The following is a 23,902-nucleotide window of genomic DNA, read 5'->3' on the forward strand; positions in this document are numbered from 1 at the left end:
TCAACTTCTTTCTAGATACTGAGTAAATACGTCGATATTCGCCTGCAGCAGAATGGTTGCTAAATGGTGCACTGGTGCAGTGGCAACCTCCCGATACGATTTATCAATATAGAGATGAAGGGCTTCAGGAAATTCGCGCTTAAACTGCTTGCGCAATTTCTCGCCGGCCTCATCTGCATCAACCAAAATATAAACATCTTTATCAAAGATGGAATCAATCAATTCCTCTAGGCGATGGTTTCCAATCGTGCCGTTTGTGCAAATAATTTCGATTGGCTCTTTGATAATTCCTTTGACTTTCTTTTTATCGGAAGTTCCTTCAACAATGATCACTTTATCGCTGAGTTCTCTCACATTTATCACCTGAAGTTGTATGGATTTATCTTAGATTATTCAATATTCAATAAGTTGGTGTTGTATTCCTTCTATCGCTTAAATATTATTATTTTTAGCAAAAATCAGGATAATATTTGACCGTTGAATGGGCTCAAGGCTCTCTAGGCTTTCTAAGCTCTCCAGGCGCTCTAGGCTTTCTAAGCTTTCTAAGCTCTCCAGGCGCTCTAGGCAACATAGTCCCTAAATGTACAAAAAAGCACCTTGTAAACAAGGCGCTCAAATTTAGTCTTCTTTTGTCATTTCTTCGTATTGTTCAGGGGTCATTAATTTGTCAACTTCACCTAAATCTGTTGGATTGACGACGATCATCCATGCTTTTTCGTATGGTGATTCATTGACAAATTCAGGGCTGTCGCTTAATTCCTCGTTGATTTCGACAACCGTGCCGCTTATTGGCGCATACAATTCCGACACAGTTTTCACAGATTCAACGCTACCAAATGGTTGACCTGCTTCGACTTTATCTCCTGGCTCTGGGAGTTCCACAAACACAATATCCCCTAACTCGGATTGTGCAAACTCGGTGATGCCAACCTTCACCTTGTCTCCTTCAACTTTAACCCACTCATGATCTTGTGAATAACGCAAATCCTTTGGAATACTCATTAGCTGTTACCTCCACTATTATTGTAGTTAACTCCAGGTTTGTGCAAATTCCTCTTCTTTAAAGCCCACAGTAACCTTCGAACCATCAGTAACAATTGGTCGTTTTATCAGCATGCCATCAGAAGCTAGTAATTCTAATAATTCAGCTTCGCTAGCTTGTCCAATTTTATCTTTGAGACCAAGTTCTCGGTATTTTTGACCGCTCGTGTTAAAGAATTTCTTTAGTTCTAAACCGCTTTGTTGATAATACTCTGCCAGTTGTTCTTTTGACGGAGGGTTTTCAACGATATGTATTTCTTCATAGGCGATATTGTGGTCATCGAACCACTTTTTCGCTTTTCTACATGTCCCGCATTTTGGGTACCAATAAAATTGCAATGCCATACTTTCACCTCCATGCTATTTTACCCATTCTTTATTGTAATACATGAAAAAGAAAAAAACCCAATTTGGATTTCTTTATTTTAAAACAATTCGACTTTGGTGGGGAAAATCCTTCAACTTTTTTGGGTTGCTCTGTTCTGTTTGGCGAGGTTTTTAGGATATGTTTCTGTTGGATTGTAAATATCCATTGCATTGTCTTTATTACGATTTTATACGGACACTTCGCTTTGTTTTTTCATCAAAACTGTCCGTATGACTGACTCATACGGACACTTCGCTTTGTTTTTTCACTAAAACTGTCCGTTAAAACAACTCACAAAGATTAGTTATTCATAATAAATCCTTAGAATTACACAAAGTATTTCTCGACCTCAATGAGCTTGTTTGCAGCCTCGCGTTTTTTGGCGATGACATTGATTGGTGTGTGACGGGTGAATTTACGCAATGCTGATAACAGCATCCGCAGGGAATCGCCTTCTTCAATCGCCAAAAGCGTTTCCTTCGCATCCTGCTCGATTTTATTAAAGGCTTCCTGACAGAAAATTTGCGTATATAAGAGCTTTTGCTGATTTTTCGCAATCCCACTTCGCTCAAGCGCTTTTTCCGTCCGCAACACGACTGATTCCATCGCATAAGCACTAGAAATGATATCAGCGATATTTGCTAAGATTTCTTGTTCGGATTCCAAGCCTTTGCCGAATTTTTGCGCTGCAAGCCCCACTGCAAGCAAGCCTATTTTCTTTGCATTTCCAGTCAAATATTTTTCTTGAGCAAGCACTTCATCATCAGGCTCGACCGGTAGCATCATCATGAGTTCCTCTTGAAGCGCCTGAGCTTTTTGGAATAATGGTAGCTCACCCTTTAATGCCTTGCGCACAAAAGTACCAGGTACCAATAAGCGATTAATTTCATTTGTTCCTTCAAAAATTCGATTGATTCTGGAATCGCGGTAAGCCCGTTCAATTTCGTATTCCTGCATAAAGCCATAGCCACCATGAATTTGCACGCCTTCATCAACAACGTAATCAAGCACTTCAGACGCAAAAAATTTATTTAGTGAGCACTCGATAGCGTACTCTGCAATCGCCCCAGCCACAATTTTTGGATCATTCAATTGCTCCTCTGTTAATTGCCCCATTCGTTCCTCATACAAACCAACTGTCCGATAAACAGAGCTTTCGGCTGCATAAAGCTTCGATGCCATTGTTGCCAGCTTTTCTTTCGTCAAATTAAATTGAGAAATTGGCGTATTAAATTGCTTGCGGACATTTGCATATTTTACAGCGACCTCAAAAGCACGCTTCGAACTGCCAACTACACCAACCCCGAGTTTATAGCGACCGATATTTAAAATATTAAAAGCGATCACATGACCACGGCCGGCATCACCAAGCAGGTTTTCCTTCGGAACAGGCACATCCTCTAAAATGAGCGTCCGTGTTGAAGAGCTTTTAATTCCCATCTTTTTTTCTTCAGTACCGGTCGAAACACCCGGATAATCACGTTCAACAATAAATGCCGAGAAATGGTTGCCATCAATTTTGGCGTATACGATAAATACGTCCGCAAAACCAGCATTGGTAATCCATTGCTTTTCCCCATTTAAGATAAAATGACTCCCAGCCTCGTTTAACTTGGCTGTTGTTTTCGCACCAAGCGCATCTGAGCCTGAACCAGGTTCCGTAAGCGCATACGCTGCGAGCAGCTCACCAGAAGCAAGCTTCGGCAAATACTTTTGCTTCTGTTGTTCATTGCCAAACAGCACAATTGGGAGCGAACCTATCCCGACGTGTGCACCATGTGACAATGAAAAACCGCCTGATCGGGCCATTTTTTCGGTAATCAATGCTGAACTAATTTTATCTAAACCAAGACCGCCATATTGCTCCGGTACATCGGCAGCTAGCAGCCCCAATTCCCCTGCTTCCTTCAGTAAACGGACCGTCCGATTGAATTCATGATTTTCCAAAAAATCAACCTGTGGAAGGACTTCGTTCACAACGAAATCCTCCGTTGTCTTAGCAATCATTATTTGCTCTTCAGAAAAATCCTCAGGTGTTGTGATTCGCTCATAGCTCATATCCTCGAGTAAAAAGCTTCCACCTTTAATCAACCGTTCAGTTTGTTTTGACAATATCCTTCCCCCTTTATCGAAAAACGTATTCGGCTTGTTCAGGGATTTATGCCCCCTAGCATCTGAAGCTAGATTGCCATCAACTCTTAATGTCAAAATCGGGATTTTATCGCCGAATTCCTAATTTAATCGCCAAAATCAAGATTTCATCGCCGAATTCCAGATTTCATCGCCAAAATCGAGATTTAATCGCCGAATTCCAGATTTAATCGCCAAAATCGAGATTTCATCGCCGATTTCCAGATTTAATCGCCAAAATTGAGATTTAATCGCCGAATTCCAGATTTAATCGCCAAAATTGAGATTTAATCGCGGAATTCCAGATTTAATCGCCAAAATCAGGATTTCATCGCCGAATTCCAGATTTAATCGCCAAAATCAAGATTTCATCGCCGAAGTCCTAATTTAATCGCCAAAATCAAGATTTCATCGCCGAATTCCTAATTTAATCGCCAAAATCAAGATTTCATCGCCGATTTCCAGATTTCATCCCCAAAATCAAGATTTCATCGCCGAATTCCTAATTTAATCGCCAAAATCGAGATTTCATCGCCGATTTCCAGATTTAATCGCCAAAATCGAGATTTCATCGCCGATTTCCAGATTTAATCGCCAAAATCAAGATTTCATCGCCGAATTCCTAATTTAATCGCCAAAATTGAGATTTAATCGCCGAATTCCAGATTTAATCGCCAAAATTGAGATTTAATCGCCGAATTCCAGATTTAATCGCCAAAATCAAGATTTACTTTCGAAATGACTTAAACCAATTCAAATACCCCCGCAGCTCCCATTCCGCCGCCAATGCACATCGTCACAATGCCAAATTGCACGTTGCGTCGTTTCATTTCGTGAATTAAAGATAGTGTGAGCTTTGTACCTGTGCAGCCAAGCGGATGTCCAAGCGCAATGGCACCGCCATTTACATTGACCTTATTTTCATCCAGACCTAGTTCTCTGATAATCGCCACTGATTGCGAGGCAAATGCCTCATTTAATTCAATGAGCCCTATATCCTCTAGTTCCAGTCCAGCCAGTTTTAGAGCCTTAGGAATCGCAACAATTGGACCGATTCCCATTATTTCAGGCGGCACTCCTCCTACCGCAAAAGCGCGAAACTTAGCCAGCGGCTTCAGGCCTAATTTATTTGCTTTTTCACGATCCATGACTAGAACGGCTGCTGCCCCATCGCTTGTTTGTGATGCATTTCCTGCTGTGACACTACCTTTAATCGAAAAAGCAGGGCGGAGCTTCGCCAACGTTTCCATATTCGTACCAGGTCGGACACCTTCGTCCTGACTGAAAACGATTGATTTTTCCTCCAATTGATGATTTGCATTAACCGTACGAATCAACACGTCAACAGGAACAATTTCATCAACAAACTTTCCTGCAGCTATCGCCTGTGCAGCCTTCTGATGACTTCTGACCGCAAAGGCATCCTGATCCTCACGACTAATGTGATATTTGTGAGCAACCTGCTCCGCGGTATGGCCCATGCTCATATAGTATTGTGGTGCTGTTTCAGCAAGTTTGGCATTCGGACGAACGACGTGTCCCATCATGGGCACTAGGCTCATTGACTCAACGCCACCTGCAATAATCGTATCGGCATTTCCAAGCATTATCCGCTCGGCCGCGAATGCAATCGACTGTAAACCCGATGAACAATAGCGATTAATCGTAATGGCTGGAACAGTGACAGGCAAACCTGCTAAAGCACCGATATTTCGCGCGACATTCATGCCCTGCTCTGCTTCAGGCATAGCACAGCCGATGATTAAATCATCGATATTTCCTTCATAATGACCCGCTCGCCGCAATGTTTCTTTTACGACGAGTGCACCTAAATCATCCGGCCGGGTATGGGCAAGCGTTCCTTTCTTTGCTCTGCCGACCGGAGTCCTTGCACCACTAACAATAACAGCCTCTCTCACAAACTCCCCTCGCTTTCTTTCCTTTTTTATAAAAATAAAGCTTGTTTCCTAATCTCTATTTTTCTAGTTGCGTAATGGTTTGCCTTTGATAAGCATGTGTTGCATCCGCGCTTGTGATTTTGGTTCAGTAATTAGGCTCATAAAGGCTTCTCTTTCAATATCTAATAGGTACTGTTCATCGACTTCCGTGCCGTATGGGACCTTTCCGCCACTAATACAGTAGGCCAGTTTCTTCGCGATTTTTAAGTCGTGTTCTGAAATGTAACCGGATTGGTACATCGATTGTGCCCCGAGTAACAGGGTTGCGTACCCGGTCTCACCGACAACAGGATTTTTTTTACGAACTGGAGGACGGTAGCCTTTTTGCGCTAACTCGAGCACCTTTTGCTTCGCATCGTAAAGTAAATGATCGCTATTAAAGCTAATTCCATCATGTTCAGATAAGAAAAAGTTCTCTCGTGCCTCCTCTGCAGATGTCGAGACCTTCGCTAGGGCGATTTTTTCAAAAACAAGATTGGCAACCTTTTGCAAATCAATTTCAACACCGTCAGGAAGCGCGTTTAAATGTTTGATATAGAGTTCTTTATTGCCTCCACCACCTGGAATCAGACCAACACCCGTTTCCACAAGGCCGATATACGTTTCCAATGAAGCTTGGAGCGCTGCTGCCGGCAAGCAAACCTCCGCACCACCGCCGAGGGTCATTCCAAATGGAGCTGCCACAACAGGTTTTTGGCAATATTTAATTTTCATCATGGCTGACTGAAAGTTTCGCACCATCCACTCTAATTCAAATAAGTTATCATCCTGTGCTTCCATTAAAATCATCGCGAGATTGGCACCAACGGAAAAATTCTTGCCTTGATTGCCAATGACAAGACCTTTATAGTTCACTTCAACTTCATCAATCGCGTGATTAATCATTTGGATAATATCCGGCCCAATCGCATTGTTTGGTGAATGGAATTCAAGCAGGGCTACCCCATCACCAAGATCCAAAAGATGTGCACCAGAATTTTTCTTAATAACTTTATCTGCTGTTTTTTTCAACGTGCTAAGCTTAATCTCTTTTGCACTCACCTGAGTCGGCTTATAATCTCCAAGATGATAATAGAATGGCTGTCCTTCCTCTTCTTTGTAAAATGAGAGCTGTCCACTGCTCACCATTTGGTTCACCCAGTCAGGAACAGCGATGTCTTCGGTTTTCATTTTTTCGATTGATGCTTCAACTCCGAGCGCATCCCACAGTTCAAATGGACCATACTCCCAGCCAAAGCCCCATTTCATCGCCTCATCAATGGCGATAATGTCATCAGCAATTTCACCAACCAGACTAGCGGAATATGCTAGAACTGGTGCAATACTGCTCCATAAAAAGCTCCCCGCGCGATCATTAGCATACACAAGCGCTTTCATTTTGTTTGTGAAGCCTTTTTCCTGCTTGCTCATTTCTAGCGAAGGTGCTGATAACTTTTTTGTCGGTTGATATTCCAATGTATTTGGATTCAGTTCAAGAATTTCTTTACCTTTTTTCAAGTAAAAGCCTTGACCCGTTTTACTACCATGCCAGCCCTTCTCAAGCATTTTCTTCATAAAGTTTGGAAGCTCAAAAACTTGCTTTTCCTTGCCGTCAACTTGGCTGTATATATTGGTCACGACATGGATATACGTATCCAATCCGACAACATCCAACGTTCGGAAGGTAGCACTTTTCGGTCGGCCAATTAGCTGACCGGTCACGGAATCCACCTCTCCTACACTGAAACCCGCTTTCAGCATTTCTTGTAAGGTAATTTGTAAGCCGTACGTACCAATCCTGTTAGCAATAAAATTGGGAGTATCCTTGGCGATGACGACTCCCTTGCCTAGAGCATCTTCGGCAAACTGTTTTACAAAGGCAAGAATGCTAGGATCGGTATACTTCGTTGGTATTACCTCTAGCAATTTCAAATATCGGGGAGGATTGAAGAAATGGGTGCCGAGAAAATGTGTTTTAAAGTCAGATGACCTCCCCTCAGCCATCGCTTCAATTGAGATTCCTGATGTATTGGAGCTTACGATGCTACCTGGTTTTCGATGTTGATCAACCACGGTGAAAATTTGTTTCTTAACTTCCAAATTCTCAACAACTACTTCGATAATCCAATCGACTTCTCTAAGGCGTTCTACGTCATCTTCTAAATTCCCAGCTTCAAGATAGTCGATTTTTTTCTTCGACGCTAACGGAGCAGGTTTTTGTTTGAGCAATTTTTCGATTGCCTGTGTGCTGTAGCGGTTCCGAACCACTCGGTCCTGTAGTGATAATCCCTTGGCCTGTTCTGCTTCCGTCAGTTGTTTCGGAACGATATCTAAAAGCAGTGTAGGAATCCCGATATTGGCCAAATGAGCGGCAATTCCCGAACCCATTACTCCAGAACCTAGAACAGCCGCTTTACTAATTCGTTGGGTCAACGCAATACCTCCTTTATAAGCAGTGGAATGAATGAGTATTCATTCACATTTTTATTTTACATAAAAGTATTCCATTCCCGGCTTTCGCTCATCGTAACGGAAGTAATACTTCAATTTGTCCTTATACCATATATATTTTGATGCTTCAGCCAATATTCCATGGATAAAATCACTCAATTGTTTGGCATTAATGGGGCATACTCATAATGGAGGTGAGCAAATCGTGGCAAAACACAAGAAAAATCCTTCTAAAGCTGCTGTAAGCGCCGCAAGTGTGAAAGGAAACGCCGGTCCTGGTGGAGAAAACACAGATATCGATAAAGTGAACAGCCAAAATAGCCAATTTAAGAGATAAGCTCAAAAGCGGAAGCGGCTTGACCAGGAGCGGCAGGCTTAAGACAAATCACGCAAGCGACGTTAGTCTCTGGAGGGATTTGGCTTAGACCATCGCTCCTAGCCACTTTCGCTAGACAAACTTGTGACCCCGAGCCCCTAGGCGCTGAAGCTAGACGGGTAAAACGTTGTAAAAAGTGTCAGACCCCTGTTTCACATTAACGCCGAAACATCCCTTTCATGACAAAAGCAACATTAGCAGGGCGTTCAGCGAGCCGACGCATGAAATAGCCATACCAATCGGCGCCAAACGGAACATAAACACGCATCGTGTAGCCCTCGTTAACAAGTTCCAACTGTTTCTCCGGACGAATACCGTACAGCATTTGAAATTCAAATTGATCATGGGGAATTTTGTGCGCTTGAACCATTCGTTTTGTATATTCAATGATTGCATCATCATGGGTGGCAATTGCCGTAAAATACCCATTTAATAGGTGCTGCTTAATTAGTTTTTTATAATTGATATCAACATCACTTTTGTTTGGAAAGGCTACCTCAGGTGGTTCCTTGTATGCTCCCTTCACCAACCGTAAATTTGATTGATAATGAATTAACTCTCCGACATCTCTTTCTGAACGATACAAATAGGCTTGAATAACTGTCCCTAACCCATTGAATTCCTTTCTTAATTCCTTATAAATATCCAATGTTTTTTGGCAGCGTTTGAAATCCTCCATATCAATTGTGACGAAGATATTGTTATGCTCAGCTACCAAAAGAATCATTCGTAAGTTCTCAAGGACTATTTCCTCAGAAATATCCAACCCCAATGAAGTTAATTTTAATGATACTTGCGAATTGAGGTTTGCATTAGCAATTGCCTCTATCGTTTCACAGATTTTTTTAGCTCTGAGATTTGCTTCCACTTCATTGTCCACAAACTCTCCCAAATAATCTAAAGTTACGACAAGGTCTTGATCATTTAACAGCTTTATCACGTCCATCGCAGCATTGATGGTCTCTCCGGCTACGAATCGCGAAGCCCCCATATTCAGTCCATATCTTTTGGCGAGCGTTGTTAAGGCTTTATTTTTCGATAAAAAAAGAAAAACATCACGAAGCACCTGCTTCATATTGACTCCTCCCCATTACCGTAAGGACATCCTCCCTATTAATTCATTTTATGGCTCCATTTACTAGGTCATTCATAACATTTCCTGAAATGGAAATAATACAAAAAAGGCATAGCATAAGGTGATGAATATGAAAAATTGGTTTACAAAAAAAACAAGTCTACGTAATGAATTGGAAAAAAATTTCGAGGCATCGAACGATTATAAAAAAGTGAAGTATGTAAATCAGAAAACGAAGCTTCCATTCCAGTTAACTTTTTTTTCCACTTTAGTAGATGTTAAAATCCTACAGACCAGTGTGCTGCCTTATTTATTGGAAAACGCACTAAATTCTCTTAGTGATTTGGATTCAATTTTACCAATTGGAATTGTGGAAATTTCCAAAGATATAAACGTAATCGAGGAAAAATTATTAACCGGTAATATCATGCTTACTTTAGATGGAAATGAAAAAGAATTTGCATTTATTTTTGCACCGAAGGAAATCGTCAGGAGCATCTCCACTCCTGAGGTAGAATTCAGTGTGTTAGGGCCTAAGGAATCGTTTGTGGAATCGCTGGGTCAAAATCTAAATTTAATTCGCAAACGCATCCCCATCAAAGAATTAATTATTGAACCACTAACCGTGGGGAAACTTTCAAAAACAAAAGTTGCTGTTATTTATATTGATGGAATTGCCAACAAAGAAAATGTTAATACCATCACTCAAAGAATAAAGGATTTAGAATTCGATTTAATCACTGATAGTTCCTATATCGTTCAATTAATTTCTGATAATGGAAATTCCCCCTTCCCGCAGTTGTTGGATACCGAGCGGCCGGACCGTGTTGCCGCAATCCTTGCAGAGGGGAAGATTGCGGTTGCTGTCGATGGTTCTCCCCAGGTGCTGATTGCGCCAACCACCTTGATTGAATTTTTCAGTTCCTTTGAGGATTACTTTCTAAATTGGATACTGGCATCGTTTTTTCGGTTAATCCGATTGTTTGCAGTCGCATTTTCAATCTTAATTACACCAATTTATGTAGCAACCTTGAATTATCATTATGAGTTAATCCCTAAAGACCTTTTGATTACACTCGTAACATCAAGGCGACTCATTCCATTGCCGCCAATTCTCGAGGCATTATTTTTAGAGCTTACAATTGAATTACTACGAGAGGCCGGAGCCCGCCTACCAACAAAGGTTGGCCAAACAATCGGTATCGTGGGCGGTATTGTAATAGGGACTGCATCTGTTGAAGCTGGATTAACGAGTAATGTTTTACTCATCATTGTCGCTTTAGCTGCACTCGCTTCCTTTACAACACCTGTGTATAAGATGGGCAATGCCATAAGGCTATTGCGCTTCCCATTTTTAATTTTTGCCGAGCTTTGGGGATTATTAGGAATCGTCTTTTGCTTCTGCCTTCTCTTAACCCATTTGCTAAGATTAACATCTCTAGGTCGGCCTTTTTTAGAACCAAGCTTTCCACCGAGAATCTCAGATATGCGAGATGCGTATGTTCGTTTACCCTTCAGCAAACTAGCGTTAAGACCAAGTTTTTTACAAACCAAGAATACAAAACGATTTAACAAGAAAAAAGCTTCTGAAAGAAAAGACATTGATGAATGAGTACATTTAAAGCTGTATTGAAAGAGGGGTTATCGCTTGGCGCAACCAATCGCTGAAAATTCTAAAATATCTCCTTTTCTCGTCTATTATTTAATCATTAGCATGCAAATAGGCATTGGTATACTAGGCTATCAACGGATGATTGCCAAGGATGCAGGCTATGACTCCTGGATTGCCGTGTTAGTCACAGGTTTGTTCATTCATATTATTCTGTGGATGATGTACAAAATTCTCGAAACAGTTGATGGTGATATGGTTAAAGTCCATCAGTATATTATGGGAGAAAAAATTGGGAAGCTTTTCAGCAGTATTTTCATTTTCTATTTTTGTCTATATTCAATTACCGTTTTAAGATCGTTTGTCGAGGTTATCCAAGTTTGGATGTTCCCTGATATAAGTGTATTTTGGTTTTCATTCGCATTTTATGGACTATGTATTTATATCATTTTTGGTGGCTTTCGAACCGTTACTGGAATTGCCTTTTTTGGAACAGTTTTACCTATCTATCTCATATTTATTTTCGGGTATGCCTTGCCTTATGCTGATATAAGCAATATCCAACCGATAATGGATCATTCAATCAAGGAACTATTGAAGGCCTGTTTTCACATGTCACTAACCTATACCGGATATGAAACATTGCTATTTGTATATCCATTTCTTAAAAATCCTCAAAAATCAAAAAAGTGGGCGCATTTTTCTGTTTTAACAACGACAATTATATATACGGGACTTGCTTTGATTACCTTTTCCTATTTTGCTGAAAAACAGCTCCAGGAGACGATATGGCCTACATTGAATATATGGAAAATTGTTGAAATGCCTTTTGTGGAGCGATTTGAATACATCGGAATTGCTAATTGGAATTTAATCGTATTGCCAAACGTTTGTATATCATTATGGATTGCCAGCCGTTTGATGAAGCAAATATTCAAGCTTAAACAGCGAAAAGGAATTATTATTGTCTCACTTGCCTGTTTGATAGGCTCAAGCATGATAACAACAAGGCTTGAAATTAACAATCTATCTAATATTTTTGGTTACTCGAGTTTTGCCATTAATATGTTCTATATCCCCTGCTTATTTATAGCGGTTATGATTGCTAAGAAGGTGAAGCAAAATGCCCAATAAATGGATATACCTTTGTATTCTTATCCTGACTTTAACTGGGTGTGTTGATAAGGAAATATTGGATGATGTAAGTCTCGAAAGCGGGATTGGCTTTGATTATCAGGGAGAAAGACAGATTTTAGGTACTTCGTTAGTACCAAGTTACCAGCCTGATAAATCAATCAAAAATGTAACACATCAAGCTGTTTCAGCAATGAATCGTGAGCTAATTATGGAAATACAGCGCCAGTCTGCTGATCCACTTGTTGCCGGTAGTATCGAAGTTGTATTGTTTGGTAAAACATTAGCTCAAAAGGGCATCATCGACCTTATTGATGCACTACAACGTGATTCAACCATCGGTGAGCGTATATACCTCGTCGTTGTCGATGGAAAAGCAAATGACTTGCTAAAACATGATTACGGTACGAGAGGAAATGCCACCTATATTTCCAATTTAATTATGCAAAATATTGAGGAGCGTGATTTACCAAAGAGTAATTTACATATGTTCATTTTTAATTTTTTTCAAGAAGGTAAGGATGGATTTTTACCGAGTGTAAGACGGATTGGCAAGGATAAGATGGAAATTAACGGTGTATGCCTTTTTAAAAATGACAAAGTAGTTGATTTTATTCCAGCTAGTAAAATGTTTTTTTTCAAGCTATTAACGGATGAATACAGTGAAGGTACATATAAGGTTGAATTAAATGGCGAGGAAGCGGCCGTGCGCAGCATTACATCAACACACCGCTTTGATCTAACCAAAAAAAAACCATGGGAAATAACGATTCATATCACTGTGAAAGGGCAAATTCGTGAATATTCCGGAGATAAGTTATCACCAAAAGCGATAAAACAAATTGAAAAAAATTTAGAGAAGAAGATTAATGCGGAATGCCTCAAATTAATACATCAATTTAAAAAGCAAGAAATTGATCCTATCGGACTTGGCAATTATGTAAAATCACAAACAAGGGGATTTGATACAAATAAATGGAAGCGTGAATATCAAAACCTTACAGTAAAATTTGAAACGAAAGTAGAAATTATAGATGCAGGAGTAATCGAGTAAAACTAAACTGAAGCGCCGTGCTCAGGGTCTGGGCATAAAAAAAGCATAAGTATTAAGCAAAAAAAATCGAACTACGCTGGGAGATTCTAACTTTGAATTTCCCAATAGTTCGATTTTTTTGTTCTTGAAAATAAGCGGAAGAATTCCGCTTATTTTGGGAAATGCCCATATTTCGTTAAGAATAAAGGGAGTTTTTCCGCTTATTTCATAAAAATCACTGGATATTGTCTTTTTGAGGGTAGTTAAGCGGAAATTCTCCTCTTATTTCAGCTCATTTAGCCCACCTTAGGTACAATAACGGGAAATTCTCCGCTTATTTATTCTCATACCTACATAAAAATCATTCAGTTTTAAGAGCGGACAATCTCTTTTTAATCGTTCGTTGAAAACATATATTTTTTGTAATGATAACGAATGGAGAAAATTAATCCTATCGCCAGCATATTACCCATCAGCGAGCTTCCGCCATAGCTGACAAACGGGAGCGGGATACCGGTGATTGGCAGTAAACCAATCGTCATGCCGATATTTTGAAAAACGTGAAAGGTAATCATGCTGATAACACCTACACAAATAAAAGTGTAAAAATCATTCTTTGTTTCCATACCGATTCTCGTAATATGATAAATCAGTAAAAAGAATAGACTCACTAGGACGCTTGCTCCAACAAAGCCAAACTGTTCACCAACAATACTGAAGATGAAGTCTGTTTGCCCCTCTGGCAAGTAAACTTCACCTCTACCGTAGCCTTTTCCAACCGTCTCACCGGAACCAATTGCTAATAACGATTGCGTTAATTGATATCCGTGCGAATCCTGAAAATTATATGGATCAAGCCAGGAGTAAATACGGTTAAATTGATATTGTTCAACTCCAAGCGTTTTTTCAAGTAATTCCGGTTTAGCCATCACGAGATAAATAACGCTTGAAACCAAGGCAATTCCAGAAGTAAAAATTGGTACTAAGAGTTTCCAGCTGATCCCGGAAATAAACAACATCCCAAGCATAATTGCGATAAATACAAGCGATGTCCCCAAGTCTTCTTTGATGACAAGAATTAACGGAGCAAATGTAACTAGTCCAATTTTGCACAGTAACCACAAATCCGTTTGAATCGTTTTATGTTGATTTTTTTGATGATGCTCGATAATTACTCTGGCCAATGCCAAAATTAGAAACACTTTTACGAATTCTGAAGGCTGTATCGTCCCTAAACCAAATGGTAGCTTATACCAGTTTTTTGATCCATTTATAACTGGAGCAATGCTAGTTGGCGCAACGATTAAAAAGCCCTGTACAACTAAGCCAAAACCGTATAAATACCATGATATTTTCTTAAGCTGATCGGAGTCGAGCGTAATTACCCCGGCAATAATGACGGAGCCGACTATATACCAAAATATTTGTTTAAATAAAAAATTCCCTTCATATTGACCTTGTGCACTATAAATCGCAACACAACTGGACAAAAATAATAAGAACAATATTAAAACAAGACCGTAATCAAGTCTTGGTGCATTTTTCGGATTGGAAGACATGTTTATACCCCTACTTTGATTAAACAATTTCTAAACCATTCTTTCATTATATTTTTTCTAAGCCAAAATCACAACACGGAAAATATTTTCTATATAATAGACGGGGAATGATAAGTTTCGTTTCACATAATTTATTTTAATTTCACTAAATAAAAACAAACAAAACTTAACGAAATTAAACAAAACTTAATGATTCGTGACAAAAATCATACAAATTAAGTTATTTAAGCTATATACTAAAAAATGTGGATGAGCTAGGAGGATTCAAGGTGAACGAGCAAACCTATACACCGGATGAAATCGCAACGATCTTTAAAATTTCCAAGCATACTGTCTATGAACTGATTAAGAGAGGTGAATTACGGGCATTTAAGGTTGGCAATAAAATGCGGATTGAACAAGAGGAAGTAAATCGCTTCAAGGAAAGCATGACAGCAATCCCGAAGCATGAAAAGGCAAATCCTCAACCTAGTCAAGCTCACCTGCAACATACCATCAAAATTACTGGTAGTCATGATTTTGTGATTGAACACTTGCTTAAAATTGTAAGAAAGAATCTGACTTCAATTTCATTACAACCAGCTTTTATCGGTAGTTTAGAAGGTTTGATGACACTTTACCATGGTGATTCAGATGTTGCGGCGATTCACTTATTAGATCCTGCATCACAAACCTATAATATCCCGTTTATTAAGCAGCTTTTTATTCATGAACCCATTACAGTTTTACGGTTGGCTGCAAGGGAACAGGGCTTTATCGTGAAAAAGGAGAACCCAAAACAAATCCGTGATTTTAAAGATTTGCTACGTAAAGACGTAACATTTATTAATCGTCAAAAAGGATCTGGAACAAGATTCATTTTCGACCATTATTTATCCCAACATGACATTACTCCGAGCGATGTTAACGGATATGACAAAGAAGAATGGACCCATCTTGCTGCTGCATCAGGTATTAGTCGTAGTGCAGGAGACGTAGCATTTGGAATCAGTACGGCCGCTAGCCAGCTCGGATTAGATTTTATTCCGGTCACAAAGGAACAATTTGACCTCGTTTTCCGTTGGAACGCTCAAAACAAAGATGCTCTTCAGGCATTAATTGCTCTCATCCAATCTCCTGATTTTATCGACAGCACAAAAGAGTTGGAAGGATATGATTTTAAAGAGCTTGGCACAATCATTTACGGCACACAATAACCATAACAGGAGGCTTTTACTACATGAAGTTAAGATTTTTACAATTAACTAGCATCGCATTTTTATTAATGTTTGTTCTTTTCGGTTGCGGAACAACAGACGACACTAAAAAAGAATCGAATGAAGGAATGAAAACAGAAGAAAAAGCAGAACCGAAAGATATGATTTTAGCAACAACAACAAGTACGCAGGATAGCGGTTTACTTGATGCATTACTTCCTGTATTTGAAGAAGATGCAAATGTAAATGTGAAAACAATCGCGGTTGGAACTGGTCAAGCTTTAGAAATGGGTACAAAGGGTGAAGCAGATGCCCTACTTACCCACGCCCCAAAATCAGAACAAGCTCTTGTTGATAGTGGCGATGCCATCAATTACAAACGCGTTATGTATAATGATTTTATCGTTGTAGGACCAAAGAATGATCCAGCTGGAGTTAAAGGCTTAGATACATTGGCTGCATTCAAGAAGATTTTCGACTCAAAAGCTATCTTCATCTCACGTGGTGACGATTCTGGTACACATAAAAAAGAATTAGAAATTTGGAAAGCTGCAGGTGTTGATCCAGCTGCACTTGATTCATATGTTTCAGCAGGACAAGGAATGGGACCAACTCTTCAAATCGGTGCTGAAAAAGGCGGATATGTACTTACAGACCGCGCAACCTTCCTAGCTCAACAGAAAAACCTTGGTGATACTGTTATAATAGTAGAAGGCGATAAAGATTTATTAAACATTTACCACGTAATGCAAGTTAACCCAGAAAAGCATGACAAAGTTAACAGCGATAGTGCTGAAGCTTTTGTAGAATTTATGGTAAGTGAAAAAGCACAAAAAATCATTGCAGAATTTGGTGTGAAAGAATACGGTGAGCCTCTATTCTTCAAATATACAGAGTAAGCTGTTCTCCCAGGTTTCGCAAAATTTTTTAATTAAAAGGATGCGGACGAACACATGGATTTACTAATAGATGGTTTTACGAAAGCAATTGAAATGATTATGACTGGTGATAGCGAGATTTTCGCTATCACCTTGTTAACATTACGGGTTTGTTTTACTGCAATATTTTGGAGCATGCTGATTGGCATTCCATTTGGTGTATTAGTTGGACTCACCAATTTCCCGGGTAAAAGGCTGTTATTGGTGTTAATAAATATCGGGATGGGGCTTCCACCTGTTGTTGCTGGATTAACGATTACGATGCTATTGTGGCGTTCCGGACCACTTAGTGATTTAACCTTGCTTTATTCACCAACAGCAATCGTGTTAGCGCAATTCCTTGTGTCATTGCCGATTATTACCGGGTTAACCTCCACTGCGTTCCAGCAAATAGACCCTAAACTACGCCTCCAAATTAAAGCTTTAGGTGCGACTAAAGCTCAAATGGTTTGGCTGCTGTTGAAGGAAACGAAAATCGCAATTTTTGCAGCGATTATGGCTGGACTTGGACGAGTATTAGCTGAGGTTGGTGCAGCGATGATGGTTGGAGGAAATATCCAAGGAGAAACTAGAATTTTGACAACATCGATTGTCATGGAAGTATCAAAAGGGAATTTTGATGTAGCCATCGCCCTATCCTTTATTTTAATGTCACTGGCATTCTTCATTACTTTTCTATTAACCTTCTTACAGCAAAGGACGAGATATTCATGAAGCCACTCCTCCACCTTCAAAACATAAAATATACTCGGAATGGGCAAACCATCCTCAATATTGATGACCTTAAGCTCATGCGCGGTCAAGTTGTCGGAATTATGGGGCCAAACGGGGCAGGCAAGAGCACCTTAGTCAAGTTGATGGCGTTATTGGAAACACCAAATTCAGGTTCAATCATCTATGATGGGGATGTGGTTTCTGTTCAATCGCTAACGCTAGCGCAAAGACGGAAATTTGCTGTTGCTTTTCAACAGTCTTTGCTGTTAAATACAACTGTTTTTCAAAATGTTGCGATTGGGTTGAAGCTCAGAAAAATGAAGAAAAGTATGATTGAGGAAAAGGTCAGCTACTGGCTTGAGAAATTTCATATTTCCCACCTAGCACATAAGCATGCGAAAAGCCTATCAGGTGGTGAAGCACAGCGTGTTAATTTAGCTAGAGCCTTTGTGTTGGAGCCAGAGGTATTATTTTTGGATGAGCCGTTCTCAGCGCTTGATTTTCCTACAAAAATAAAGCTATTAAAGGACCTTAAGCAAATATTGGAGACAACCAATACAACTACCGTATTTATCAGCCATGATATGCTAGAGGTAAAATATTTAACAACTGAACTGCTTATTATCATCAACGGACAGCTTGAACAAACGGGGTCAACAGAGGAAGTTACTTCTAACCCAAATCAAAATACTGCAGGTTTTTTAAATGAATGGACATTGCATGGTGTTGGCGGGGATTAGCTCCCCGCTATTTTACTAATCTCATCGGACAAATAAATGTTTACTCCTGAATTCCCAGATTGGGCCACCTTAAACATTGCCAAAGCTACTACACGTGCCTGAATTCCACGATATTTCCGGAACTCTCCTACCATAAATAAAGACAATATGGGCATCAGTACTGTCGCAAAAGCTTCACCAATCCGAAACTCACTTCGTTTACCTAATAACAGTGAGGGTCTAAATATTCCTAAGGTTTGAAAGCCAATCCCCTTTAAGGCAATTTCCATTAACCCTTTTATCCTCGAATAGAAAATACTAGATTTTGCATCAGCCCCCAATGAACTTATAACAAAATACTGCTTCGCACCAAGCGTCTTCCCTAAATTTGCAAGGGCAATTGGATAATCTACATCAATTCGCGTCATCGCCTCTTGCGTTTTCGCTTTTTTTATCGTCGTTCCTAAACAACAAAACACATCGTCGACAGTAGGCAAACCATTGGTTTCCGCTAATTCCTCAAAATCAACGATTCGCTCCTCAAGCTTAGTATTTGTAATGTTTAAGGGGCTTCTTACAACAGCAATAATGTGTTCATATTCCGATTTCTCTAATAATATTTTCAACAATTCACTGCCGACCAAGCCGCTAGCACCAGCAATCAATGCGGTCTTCCCCATCACAGATGCCTCCCTTCAAAAAACATTAACTAATTGTAGCATAACCTATTTTAAAATAATCGTTAAATTTAAATCGTGTCTTACATAACTAACTTTTTTGCTTGGCATACTATCCAAGAATCTTTAACAAAAGGAGTCAGACTGATGACAAAGAAATATAACAAAGGCAGTAAAAATCAAAACTCACCAAGACTGGGACAAACAGAATTTGCCAAGGAAATAACTAGCGGTGATAACAGCAAAGGTAATAAACGTAACAAAAGCCAAAATGATAAATCAGATTGACCGGTGAAAATTAGCCAATTCCCGAAATAAGCTTTGTAATATGAAAAAGGACTCATGAGCGCCATGAGTCCTTTGGTTTTTGAGTTATATTACATATGTAGTGAGTTATATTGGGTTATTTTTTTATCACATTCATCAACATTGGTAACATCAATGGCTGTTCCGAGCACTTGAACAATCTCATTATCCAGAAAAATCGGCTTCAGTTTAAAAATCACCCATTTATTTCTTACCGACAAACGAAAGCTGACAGGCGTTTCTTTTTCCCAGCAATGCTGATAATATGTATTGATTTTTTCAGCTTTGGCTGGAAAAATCTCATCCATTGTATATCCGATGACTTTATCCGGAGTGAACCCAAGCTCATCTAGTAATTCTCCATCGCAAGTTGTGTGCACAAAGCGATCGTCCTTTTTCGTAAAAGTAAAGAAAATCCCTTGATATTCATGGACAAGCTTCGCTACATCGATAGAATCTTTTTGATAAAGGTTACCCGATAAAGTCGCCTTTTCAATCGAAAAATAGAACCCTTTTAAAATAAAGAAGTAGCCCACCACTTTAAAAAGGTGTCCTGAGAAATTATCGATATCATACACACTTTGATAAATCGTAAAAATTAATTCTGATAAAAATAAAATTGTAAAGGCAAGCGCAAAATAAAGAAATTCCTGTTGCTTCCGTTCATTGTAGAACAAAAGCGCTACAATAATTGATACAATTCGTAAAAAACATACAATGTACTCCATTAAATTTTTAATAAAGGTCGTTCCTTCACCTTCAACAACTAATATTGGCAGACTTGTTTCGTATCGAAACACGATAAAGATGATAAACGTAATCACTGCGATACTTAGAGTCAACAACAGGTTTCGTGGATCCCGATTAAGAACTCGTTCTGGAAGTAAGAGCAGTAGAAGCATCGAAGCTGCCTCAATGGTTCTCGCAATTACCCAAAACCAGGTCGCTTTAGCAACAGAGCTTTCATTTATAAATACTGGCATTCCTTTAAACGTTAGCGTATGGACTAAATCAATCATTCCGATTGTAAAAAATACCAGTGAAATTAATAGTAATTTGCCCGACTTCGTTTGTTTATGCTTCTTCCAGCCGTACAGGAAAATAGAAAAGGAAATAGAAATCGCAAAAAACTCTAAAATCATATGGAAGCTTAAAAAATTTGCTGGATCATAAATAGAAGATATTTGAGGGCGAAAAACATAGATGGAAACTAGTATGAGAACGGAAAATACGATGTACAATAGAAATTTCCCTTCAGTTAGAGAAGGCTTCATTCATCCATCACCTACTTTTCTTCCTCTTTTTATTAGCTTAATTATAATCCCTTAATTTTCCTCTCCGTCCTGGTAAATTTAGCATATTTATGAATTTTAAGATTCGCTCAACCATTCTTTCATAATTAGGCATGTAAAGACACATAATATTCAAGAACTTCACGACTTGTTCATTACTCACCATTTCCTTTTTTTATATGATTATTGAGAGACAACTATATTTATTAAAGGATGGGTTGCTAACCATGGCAAGATTACTTTATATTACCGTTAATCCAAAAAAAGATATCGAAAAATCTAAAGGACGCCAAATCGGTGAGGTTTTTCTTCAATCATTCCGTGAAGCACAGCCAGATGTAGAAATCGTCAATTGGGATTTATACAGCATGGATTTACCAGTAATGGATGAAGATTTACTATATGCGCGCGCGAAGCTTTCTTTTATGGGATATAAAATGGAGGATTTATCTGAGAATGAGCGTTCACAGATTACAAAAATGTGGGCATTAGCAGATGAATTTATTACGTTCGACTATTATGTATTTGTTACTCCTATTTGGAATCTTGGGTCCCCAGCTATCTTAAAAGCATTCTTAGATTGCTTATTCGTAGCCGGCAAAACATTCACTTATACAAAAGAGGGCGCATTAGGTCTATTAACAGATAAAAAAGCACTCCACATCCAAACACGCGGTGGAATTTATTCTTCTGGCCGCATGGAAGCACTCGAGTTTGGTGATCGCGTCCTTACAGCAACACTTGGTTTCTTAGGAATGGACGTTCAGGAAACGGTTTATGCAGAAGGCTTGGATCACTTCCCGAAAGAGATTCCACAAATCATGGCTGCAGCAAAAGAAAAAGCAGCTGAAGCAGCACGTGCAATGGCAAAATTGCCTGTTAATAGCTAAAACTAATTATTTATGGCCACAAGCTCGAGTCTTGTGGCCATTTCTTTGACTTCTCCGATATCTTTTAGTCACTAGAGCTCGACTTGTGACCATTTCTTCGTCCTCTTCGATATGTTTTGGTCACTAGAGCTCGACTTGTGACCATTTCCTCGTCCTCTTCGATACGTTTTGGTCACAAGAACTCGACTTGTGACCATTTCCTCGTCCTTTGCGATACGTTTTGGTCACAAGAACTCGACTTGTGACCATTTCTTCGTCCTTTGCGATACGTTTTGGTCACAAGAACTCGACTTGTGACCATTTCTTCGTCCTTTGCGATATGTTTTGGTCACAAGAGCTCGACTTGTGACCATTTCCTCGTCCTCTTCGATACGTTTTGGTCACAAGAACTCGACTTGTGACCATTTCCTCGTCCTCTTCGATACGTTTTGGTCACAAGAACTCGACTTGTGACCATTTCCTCGACTTCCACGAAATATTTTGGTCACAAGAACTCGACTTGTGACCATTTCCTCGTCCTCTTCGATACGTTTTGGTCACAAGAACTCGACTTGTGACCATTTCTTCGTCCTCTTCGATACGTTTTGGTCACTAGAACTCGACTTGTGACCATTTCCTCGACTTCCACGAAATATTTTGGTCACAAAGGTAGATACAGAGGGTTAACTACTCGACTAATAACTGATGATTAAAGAGTCGTTACTGGATTTTCATCAGCAGGAAAAACGATGCCAATTTGTCTACGAGCTTCATCAAGTATTTCCATCACAATTAAAGAGTTTTCATGTGAGTTAATCTCTGACTCCATCTTTCCATTCTGAATTAACTCAATAAACTCTTTAGCTTCATAATACATTGTTTCACGTTCCTGTGGTTGAGTCAGATCCTCAGTATCCCCATTGCGAAATTGAATTTCGACTCGTTCAGGTGTATGTATTTTATCAATGATAATATTGCCATTTTCCCCTTGTATCTCGGCCGGCAAAGAAGAGTTACTTATTTTTGAAAACATTACGGTCGCATCCATATCTCGATATTTCAAGATGATGCTACCTTTCCCATCAACCCCAGAATCAAGCTTGAGACCTGTTGCATGAATCGATTCCGGCGCCCCAAACAGTACGACTAAAGGATATATACAGTAAATTCCTATATCCATCATTGCTCCGTTCGAGAACTCCGGCTTGAACGCATTCAATATATTCCCTTCCTTATAAGCATCGTAGCGTGAAGAATATTGGCAATAGCTTGCGAAGTAGCTCCGAATCGTACCGATTTTTCCAAGATTGGACTTAACGCTATGGAAATTCGGCGTAAATGTTGATTTTACAGCCTCCATTAATAAAACTTTATGTTGCTTTGCCACTGCTATCATTGCCTCAAGCTCAGCTTTATTTGACGCAATTGATTTTTCACAAAGCACATGCTTGCCATGCTGTAAAAGCTCAATCGCCTGGCGAGCATGAAATGCATTTGGGCTGGCAATATAAACCGCATCAAGTTTGTCACTCTTCGCCATTTCACGTATGTCAGAGAAGATCGTAATGTTAGACTTAAACTTTTCAGCAAAGCTTTGTGCGGTCTCCTCTGACCTTGAGTACACAGCAGTTAGCTCAAAGTCTGGATGTTTACTTCCTGCCTCAATAAAAGCTTCTGTTATCCAGTTTGTTCCGATAACCCCAAAACGAACCATAATGTTTCCTCCTAGTTGTTTTCAAATTGATTGTTACATTTTGGTTTCTTTGTTAATATAGCGATTTCCCCAATTTGTTTTGAAACGTTTAAATTTCCGATAACCTTTTCTTACGCTATCCAAGATGATAAAGGGAATTGGTGGATGTAATCGATAAAGCAGTGGTTTGTAAATCCAACGATATGCTTTTTTTAAGTCATCCCACTTACTGCAGTATCCTAATTTATAAAAATCAGAAATATCCACTACGTACCCTCTCCCCCCATACATCACGACATTTTTGCCATGAACATCATAAGGATTGAGCCCGACCGATTTTGCGTAGCGCAGTGCACCATCAATATCCCGGATGACTGATTCTGGAATTGGAATTCCTTTAATTACTGCATTAAATAATGTGATTCCACGTAGTCGTTTTAGTACAAGATAATTTTCTCCGTAAGCATAAAGCTTAGAAAAGGCTTCATGTTCGCCAATTTTATTGTATACCTCGATCTCCTGCTTTATTTCGTGAAGGTTTCTACCGTAAACTTTAACAACCCATTCTGGCTTACTTTTATGAAAAAATACAGCAGCGTAATTACCATTACCAAGTAATTTCCACGAATCGCTATCATTAATCACTTCAATCGGTTCAAATAAATCCTCCGCCTTTAAGGTAATATGCGGAAGTAGCTCTTCCTCGATCATCCTCATATAATCTTCCGTTTCCATCACTCCCTTTCATGGTAAAAAGCCTGTGCCTGTTACTGATGTTTTTTGTAA

22 protein-coding genes are annotated in these 23,902 nt (G+C 39.4%); 10 read left to right on the plus strand and 12 right to left on the minus strand.

Annotated features, from left to right (window positions below; all coding sequences use genetic code 11):
- The 6 genes from FXW34_RS10695 to FXW34_RS10720 all read right to left on the minus strand — a co-directional run bounded on the left by FXW34_RS10695 (position 1) and on the right by FXW34_RS10720 (position 7,908).
- Positions 1–354 carry a toprim domain-containing protein gene (locus FXW34_RS10695; protein WP_147533986.1) on the minus strand — a complete coding sequence of 118 codons (354 nt, stop codon included), beginning with the start codon at positions 352–354 and terminating at the stop codon, positions 1–3.
- Between the two features lie 264 nt (positions 355–618).
- Positions 619–1,002, minus strand: a complete 384-nt coding sequence (gene gcvH / locus FXW34_RS10700; RefSeq protein ID WP_147533987.1) for a glycine cleavage system protein GcvH — start codon at positions 1,000–1,002, stop codon at positions 619–621.
- Positions 1,003–1,029: 27 nt separating this feature from the next.
- Positions 1,030–1,386, minus strand: a complete 357-nt coding sequence (locus tag FXW34_RS10705) for an arsenate reductase family protein (protein WP_147533988.1) — start codon at positions 1,384–1,386, stop codon at positions 1,030–1,032.
- A gap of 349 nt (positions 1,387–1,735) precedes the next feature.
- On the minus strand, positions 1,736–3,466 hold the full coding sequence (locus FXW34_RS10710; RefSeq protein ID WP_425457428.1) for an acyl-CoA dehydrogenase family protein: 1,731 nt from the start codon (positions 3,464–3,466) through the stop codon (positions 1,736–1,738).
- 815 nt (positions 3,467–4,281) lie between these two features.
- Positions 4,282–5,457, minus strand: a complete 1,176-nt coding sequence (locus FXW34_RS10715; RefSeq protein WP_147533990.1) for an acetyl-CoA C-acetyltransferase — start codon at positions 5,455–5,457, stop codon at positions 4,282–4,284.
- A 63-nt stretch (positions 5,458–5,520) separates the two neighbouring features.
- Positions 5,521–7,908 (minus strand): 3-hydroxyacyl-CoA dehydrogenase/enoyl-CoA hydratase family protein, encoded by a 2,388-nt coding sequence (locus FXW34_RS10720; RefSeq protein WP_147533991.1) that lies wholly within the window; start codon positions 7,906–7,908, stop codon positions 5,521–5,523.
- A gap of 223 nt (positions 7,909–8,131) precedes the next feature.
- On the opposite strand from FXW34_RS10720, the gene FXW34_RS10725 reads away from it, so the two are divergent.
- Positions 8,132–8,263 (plus strand): YuzL family protein, encoded by a 132-nt coding sequence (locus FXW34_RS10725; protein WP_147533992.1) that lies wholly within the window; start codon positions 8,132–8,134, stop codon positions 8,261–8,263.
- 196 nt (positions 8,264–8,459) lie between these two features.
- On the opposite strand, the gene FXW34_RS10730 is transcribed toward FXW34_RS10725, so the two are convergent.
- A complete protein-coding gene (locus FXW34_RS10730) occupies positions 8,460–9,377 on the minus strand; it encodes a proline dehydrogenase family protein (RefSeq protein WP_147533993.1) in 918 nt (305 codons plus the stop codon).
- Positions 9,378–9,507: 130 nt separating this feature from the next.
- Between FXW34_RS10730 and FXW34_RS10735 the strand changes: the two genes are divergently transcribed.
- The 3 genes from FXW34_RS10735 to FXW34_RS10745 are packed head-to-tail and all read left to right on the plus strand — an operon-like array spanning position 9,508 to position 13,174.
- The gene (locus FXW34_RS10735) at positions 9,508–10,989 is read left to right on the plus strand and encodes a spore germination protein (protein ID WP_187118910.1); all 1,482 of its coding nucleotides are present in this window, start codon (positions 9,508–9,510) and stop codon (positions 10,987–10,989) included.
- 36 nt (positions 10,990–11,025) lie between these two features.
- Positions 11,026–12,120, plus strand: a complete 1,095-nt coding sequence (locus FXW34_RS10740) for a GerAB/ArcD/ProY family transporter (protein ID WP_147533994.1) — start codon at positions 11,026–11,028, stop codon at positions 12,118–12,120.
- A complete protein-coding gene (locus FXW34_RS10745) occupies positions 12,110–13,174 on the plus strand; it encodes a Ger(x)C family spore germination protein (RefSeq protein WP_147533995.1) in 1,065 nt (354 codons plus the stop codon). The genes FXW34_RS10740 and FXW34_RS10745 overlap by 11 nt, the downstream gene beginning before the upstream one ends.
- A 371-nt stretch (positions 13,175–13,545) precedes the next feature.
- Here FXW34_RS10745 and FXW34_RS10750 read toward each other — a convergent pair whose 3' ends face one another.
- Positions 13,546–14,712 (minus strand): FtsW/RodA/SpoVE family cell cycle protein, encoded by a 1,167-nt coding sequence (locus FXW34_RS10750; RefSeq protein WP_147533996.1) that lies wholly within the window; start codon positions 14,710–14,712, stop codon positions 13,546–13,548.
- A gap of 269 nt (positions 14,713–14,981) precedes the next feature.
- Here FXW34_RS10750 and FXW34_RS10755 point away from each other — a divergent pair, with 269 nt between their 5' ends.
- The 4 genes from FXW34_RS10755 to FXW34_RS10770 are packed head-to-tail and all read left to right on the plus strand — an operon-like array spanning position 14,982 to position 18,300.
- Complete coding sequence (locus tag FXW34_RS10755) at positions 14,982–15,908, plus strand: helix-turn-helix transcriptional regulator (RefSeq protein ID WP_147533997.1); 927 nt, start codon at positions 14,982–14,984, stop codon at positions 15,906–15,908.
- Between the two features lie 23 nt (positions 15,909–15,931).
- A complete protein-coding gene (locus tag FXW34_RS10760; RefSeq protein ID WP_147533998.1) occupies positions 15,932–16,807 on the plus strand; it encodes an ABC transporter substrate-binding protein in 876 nt (291 codons plus the stop codon).
- Between the two features lie 54 nt (positions 16,808–16,861).
- Entirely contained in the window at positions 16,862–17,560 is a 699-nt protein-coding gene (locus FXW34_RS10765; protein ID WP_147533999.1) for an ABC transporter permease, read from the plus strand.
- Positions 17,557–18,300: an ABC transporter ATP-binding protein gene (locus tag FXW34_RS10770; protein WP_147534000.1), complete on the plus strand. Its 744-nt coding sequence runs from the start codon at positions 17,557–17,559 to the stop codon at positions 18,298–18,300. The genes FXW34_RS10765 and FXW34_RS10770 overlap by 4 nt, the downstream gene beginning before the upstream one ends.
- Here the strand turns inward: FXW34_RS10770 and FXW34_RS10775 are convergent.
- The gene (locus FXW34_RS10775) at positions 18,297–18,959 is read right to left on the minus strand and encodes an NAD-dependent epimerase/dehydratase family protein (protein WP_147534001.1); all 663 of its coding nucleotides are present in this window, start codon (positions 18,957–18,959) and stop codon (positions 18,297–18,299) included. The two genes, FXW34_RS10770 and FXW34_RS10775, sit on opposite strands and share 4 nt — an antisense overlap.
- Positions 18,960–19,103: 144 nt before the next feature.
- On the opposite strand from FXW34_RS10775, the gene FXW34_RS22900 reads away from it, so the two are divergent.
- Positions 19,104–19,244, plus strand: a complete 141-nt coding sequence (locus FXW34_RS22900; protein ID WP_187118911.1) for a hypothetical protein — start codon at positions 19,104–19,106, stop codon at positions 19,242–19,244.
- Positions 19,245–19,333: 89 nt separating this feature from the next.
- Here the strand turns inward: FXW34_RS22900 and FXW34_RS10780 are convergent, their stop codons facing one another.
- Positions 19,334–20,536: a membrane-associated sensor domain-containing protein gene (locus tag FXW34_RS10780; RefSeq protein WP_147534002.1), complete on the minus strand. Its 1,203-nt coding sequence runs from the start codon at positions 20,534–20,536 to the stop codon at positions 19,334–19,336.
- A 245-nt stretch (positions 20,537–20,781) separates the two neighbouring features.
- Between FXW34_RS10780 and FXW34_RS10785 the strand changes: the two genes are divergently transcribed.
- Positions 20,782–21,444, plus strand: a complete 663-nt coding sequence (locus FXW34_RS10785; RefSeq protein ID WP_147534003.1) for an FMN-dependent NADH-azoreductase — start codon at positions 20,782–20,784, stop codon at positions 21,442–21,444.
- A 688-nt stretch (positions 21,445–22,132) separates the two neighbouring features.
- Here FXW34_RS10785 and FXW34_RS10790 read toward each other — a convergent pair.
- Both FXW34_RS10790 and FXW34_RS10795 read right to left on the minus strand, forming a co-directional pair.
- Positions 22,133–23,137: a Gfo/Idh/MocA family protein gene (locus FXW34_RS10790; protein ID WP_147534004.1), complete on the minus strand. Its 1,005-nt coding sequence runs from the start codon at positions 23,135–23,137 to the stop codon at positions 22,133–22,135.
- 33 nt (positions 23,138–23,170) lie between these two features.
- Positions 23,171–23,851 carry a serine/threonine protein kinase gene (locus tag FXW34_RS10795; protein WP_147534005.1) on the minus strand — a complete coding sequence of 227 codons (681 nt, stop codon included), beginning with the start codon at positions 23,849–23,851 and terminating at the stop codon, positions 23,171–23,173.
- Positions 23,852–23,902 lie beyond the last annotated feature (51 nt).

The sequence above is a fragment of the Bacillus marasmi genome (assembly GCF_902168435.1).
GTDB classification, from domain to species: domain Bacteria; phylum Bacillota; class Bacilli; order Bacillales; family Cytobacillaceae; genus Bacillus_BU; species Bacillus_BU marasmi.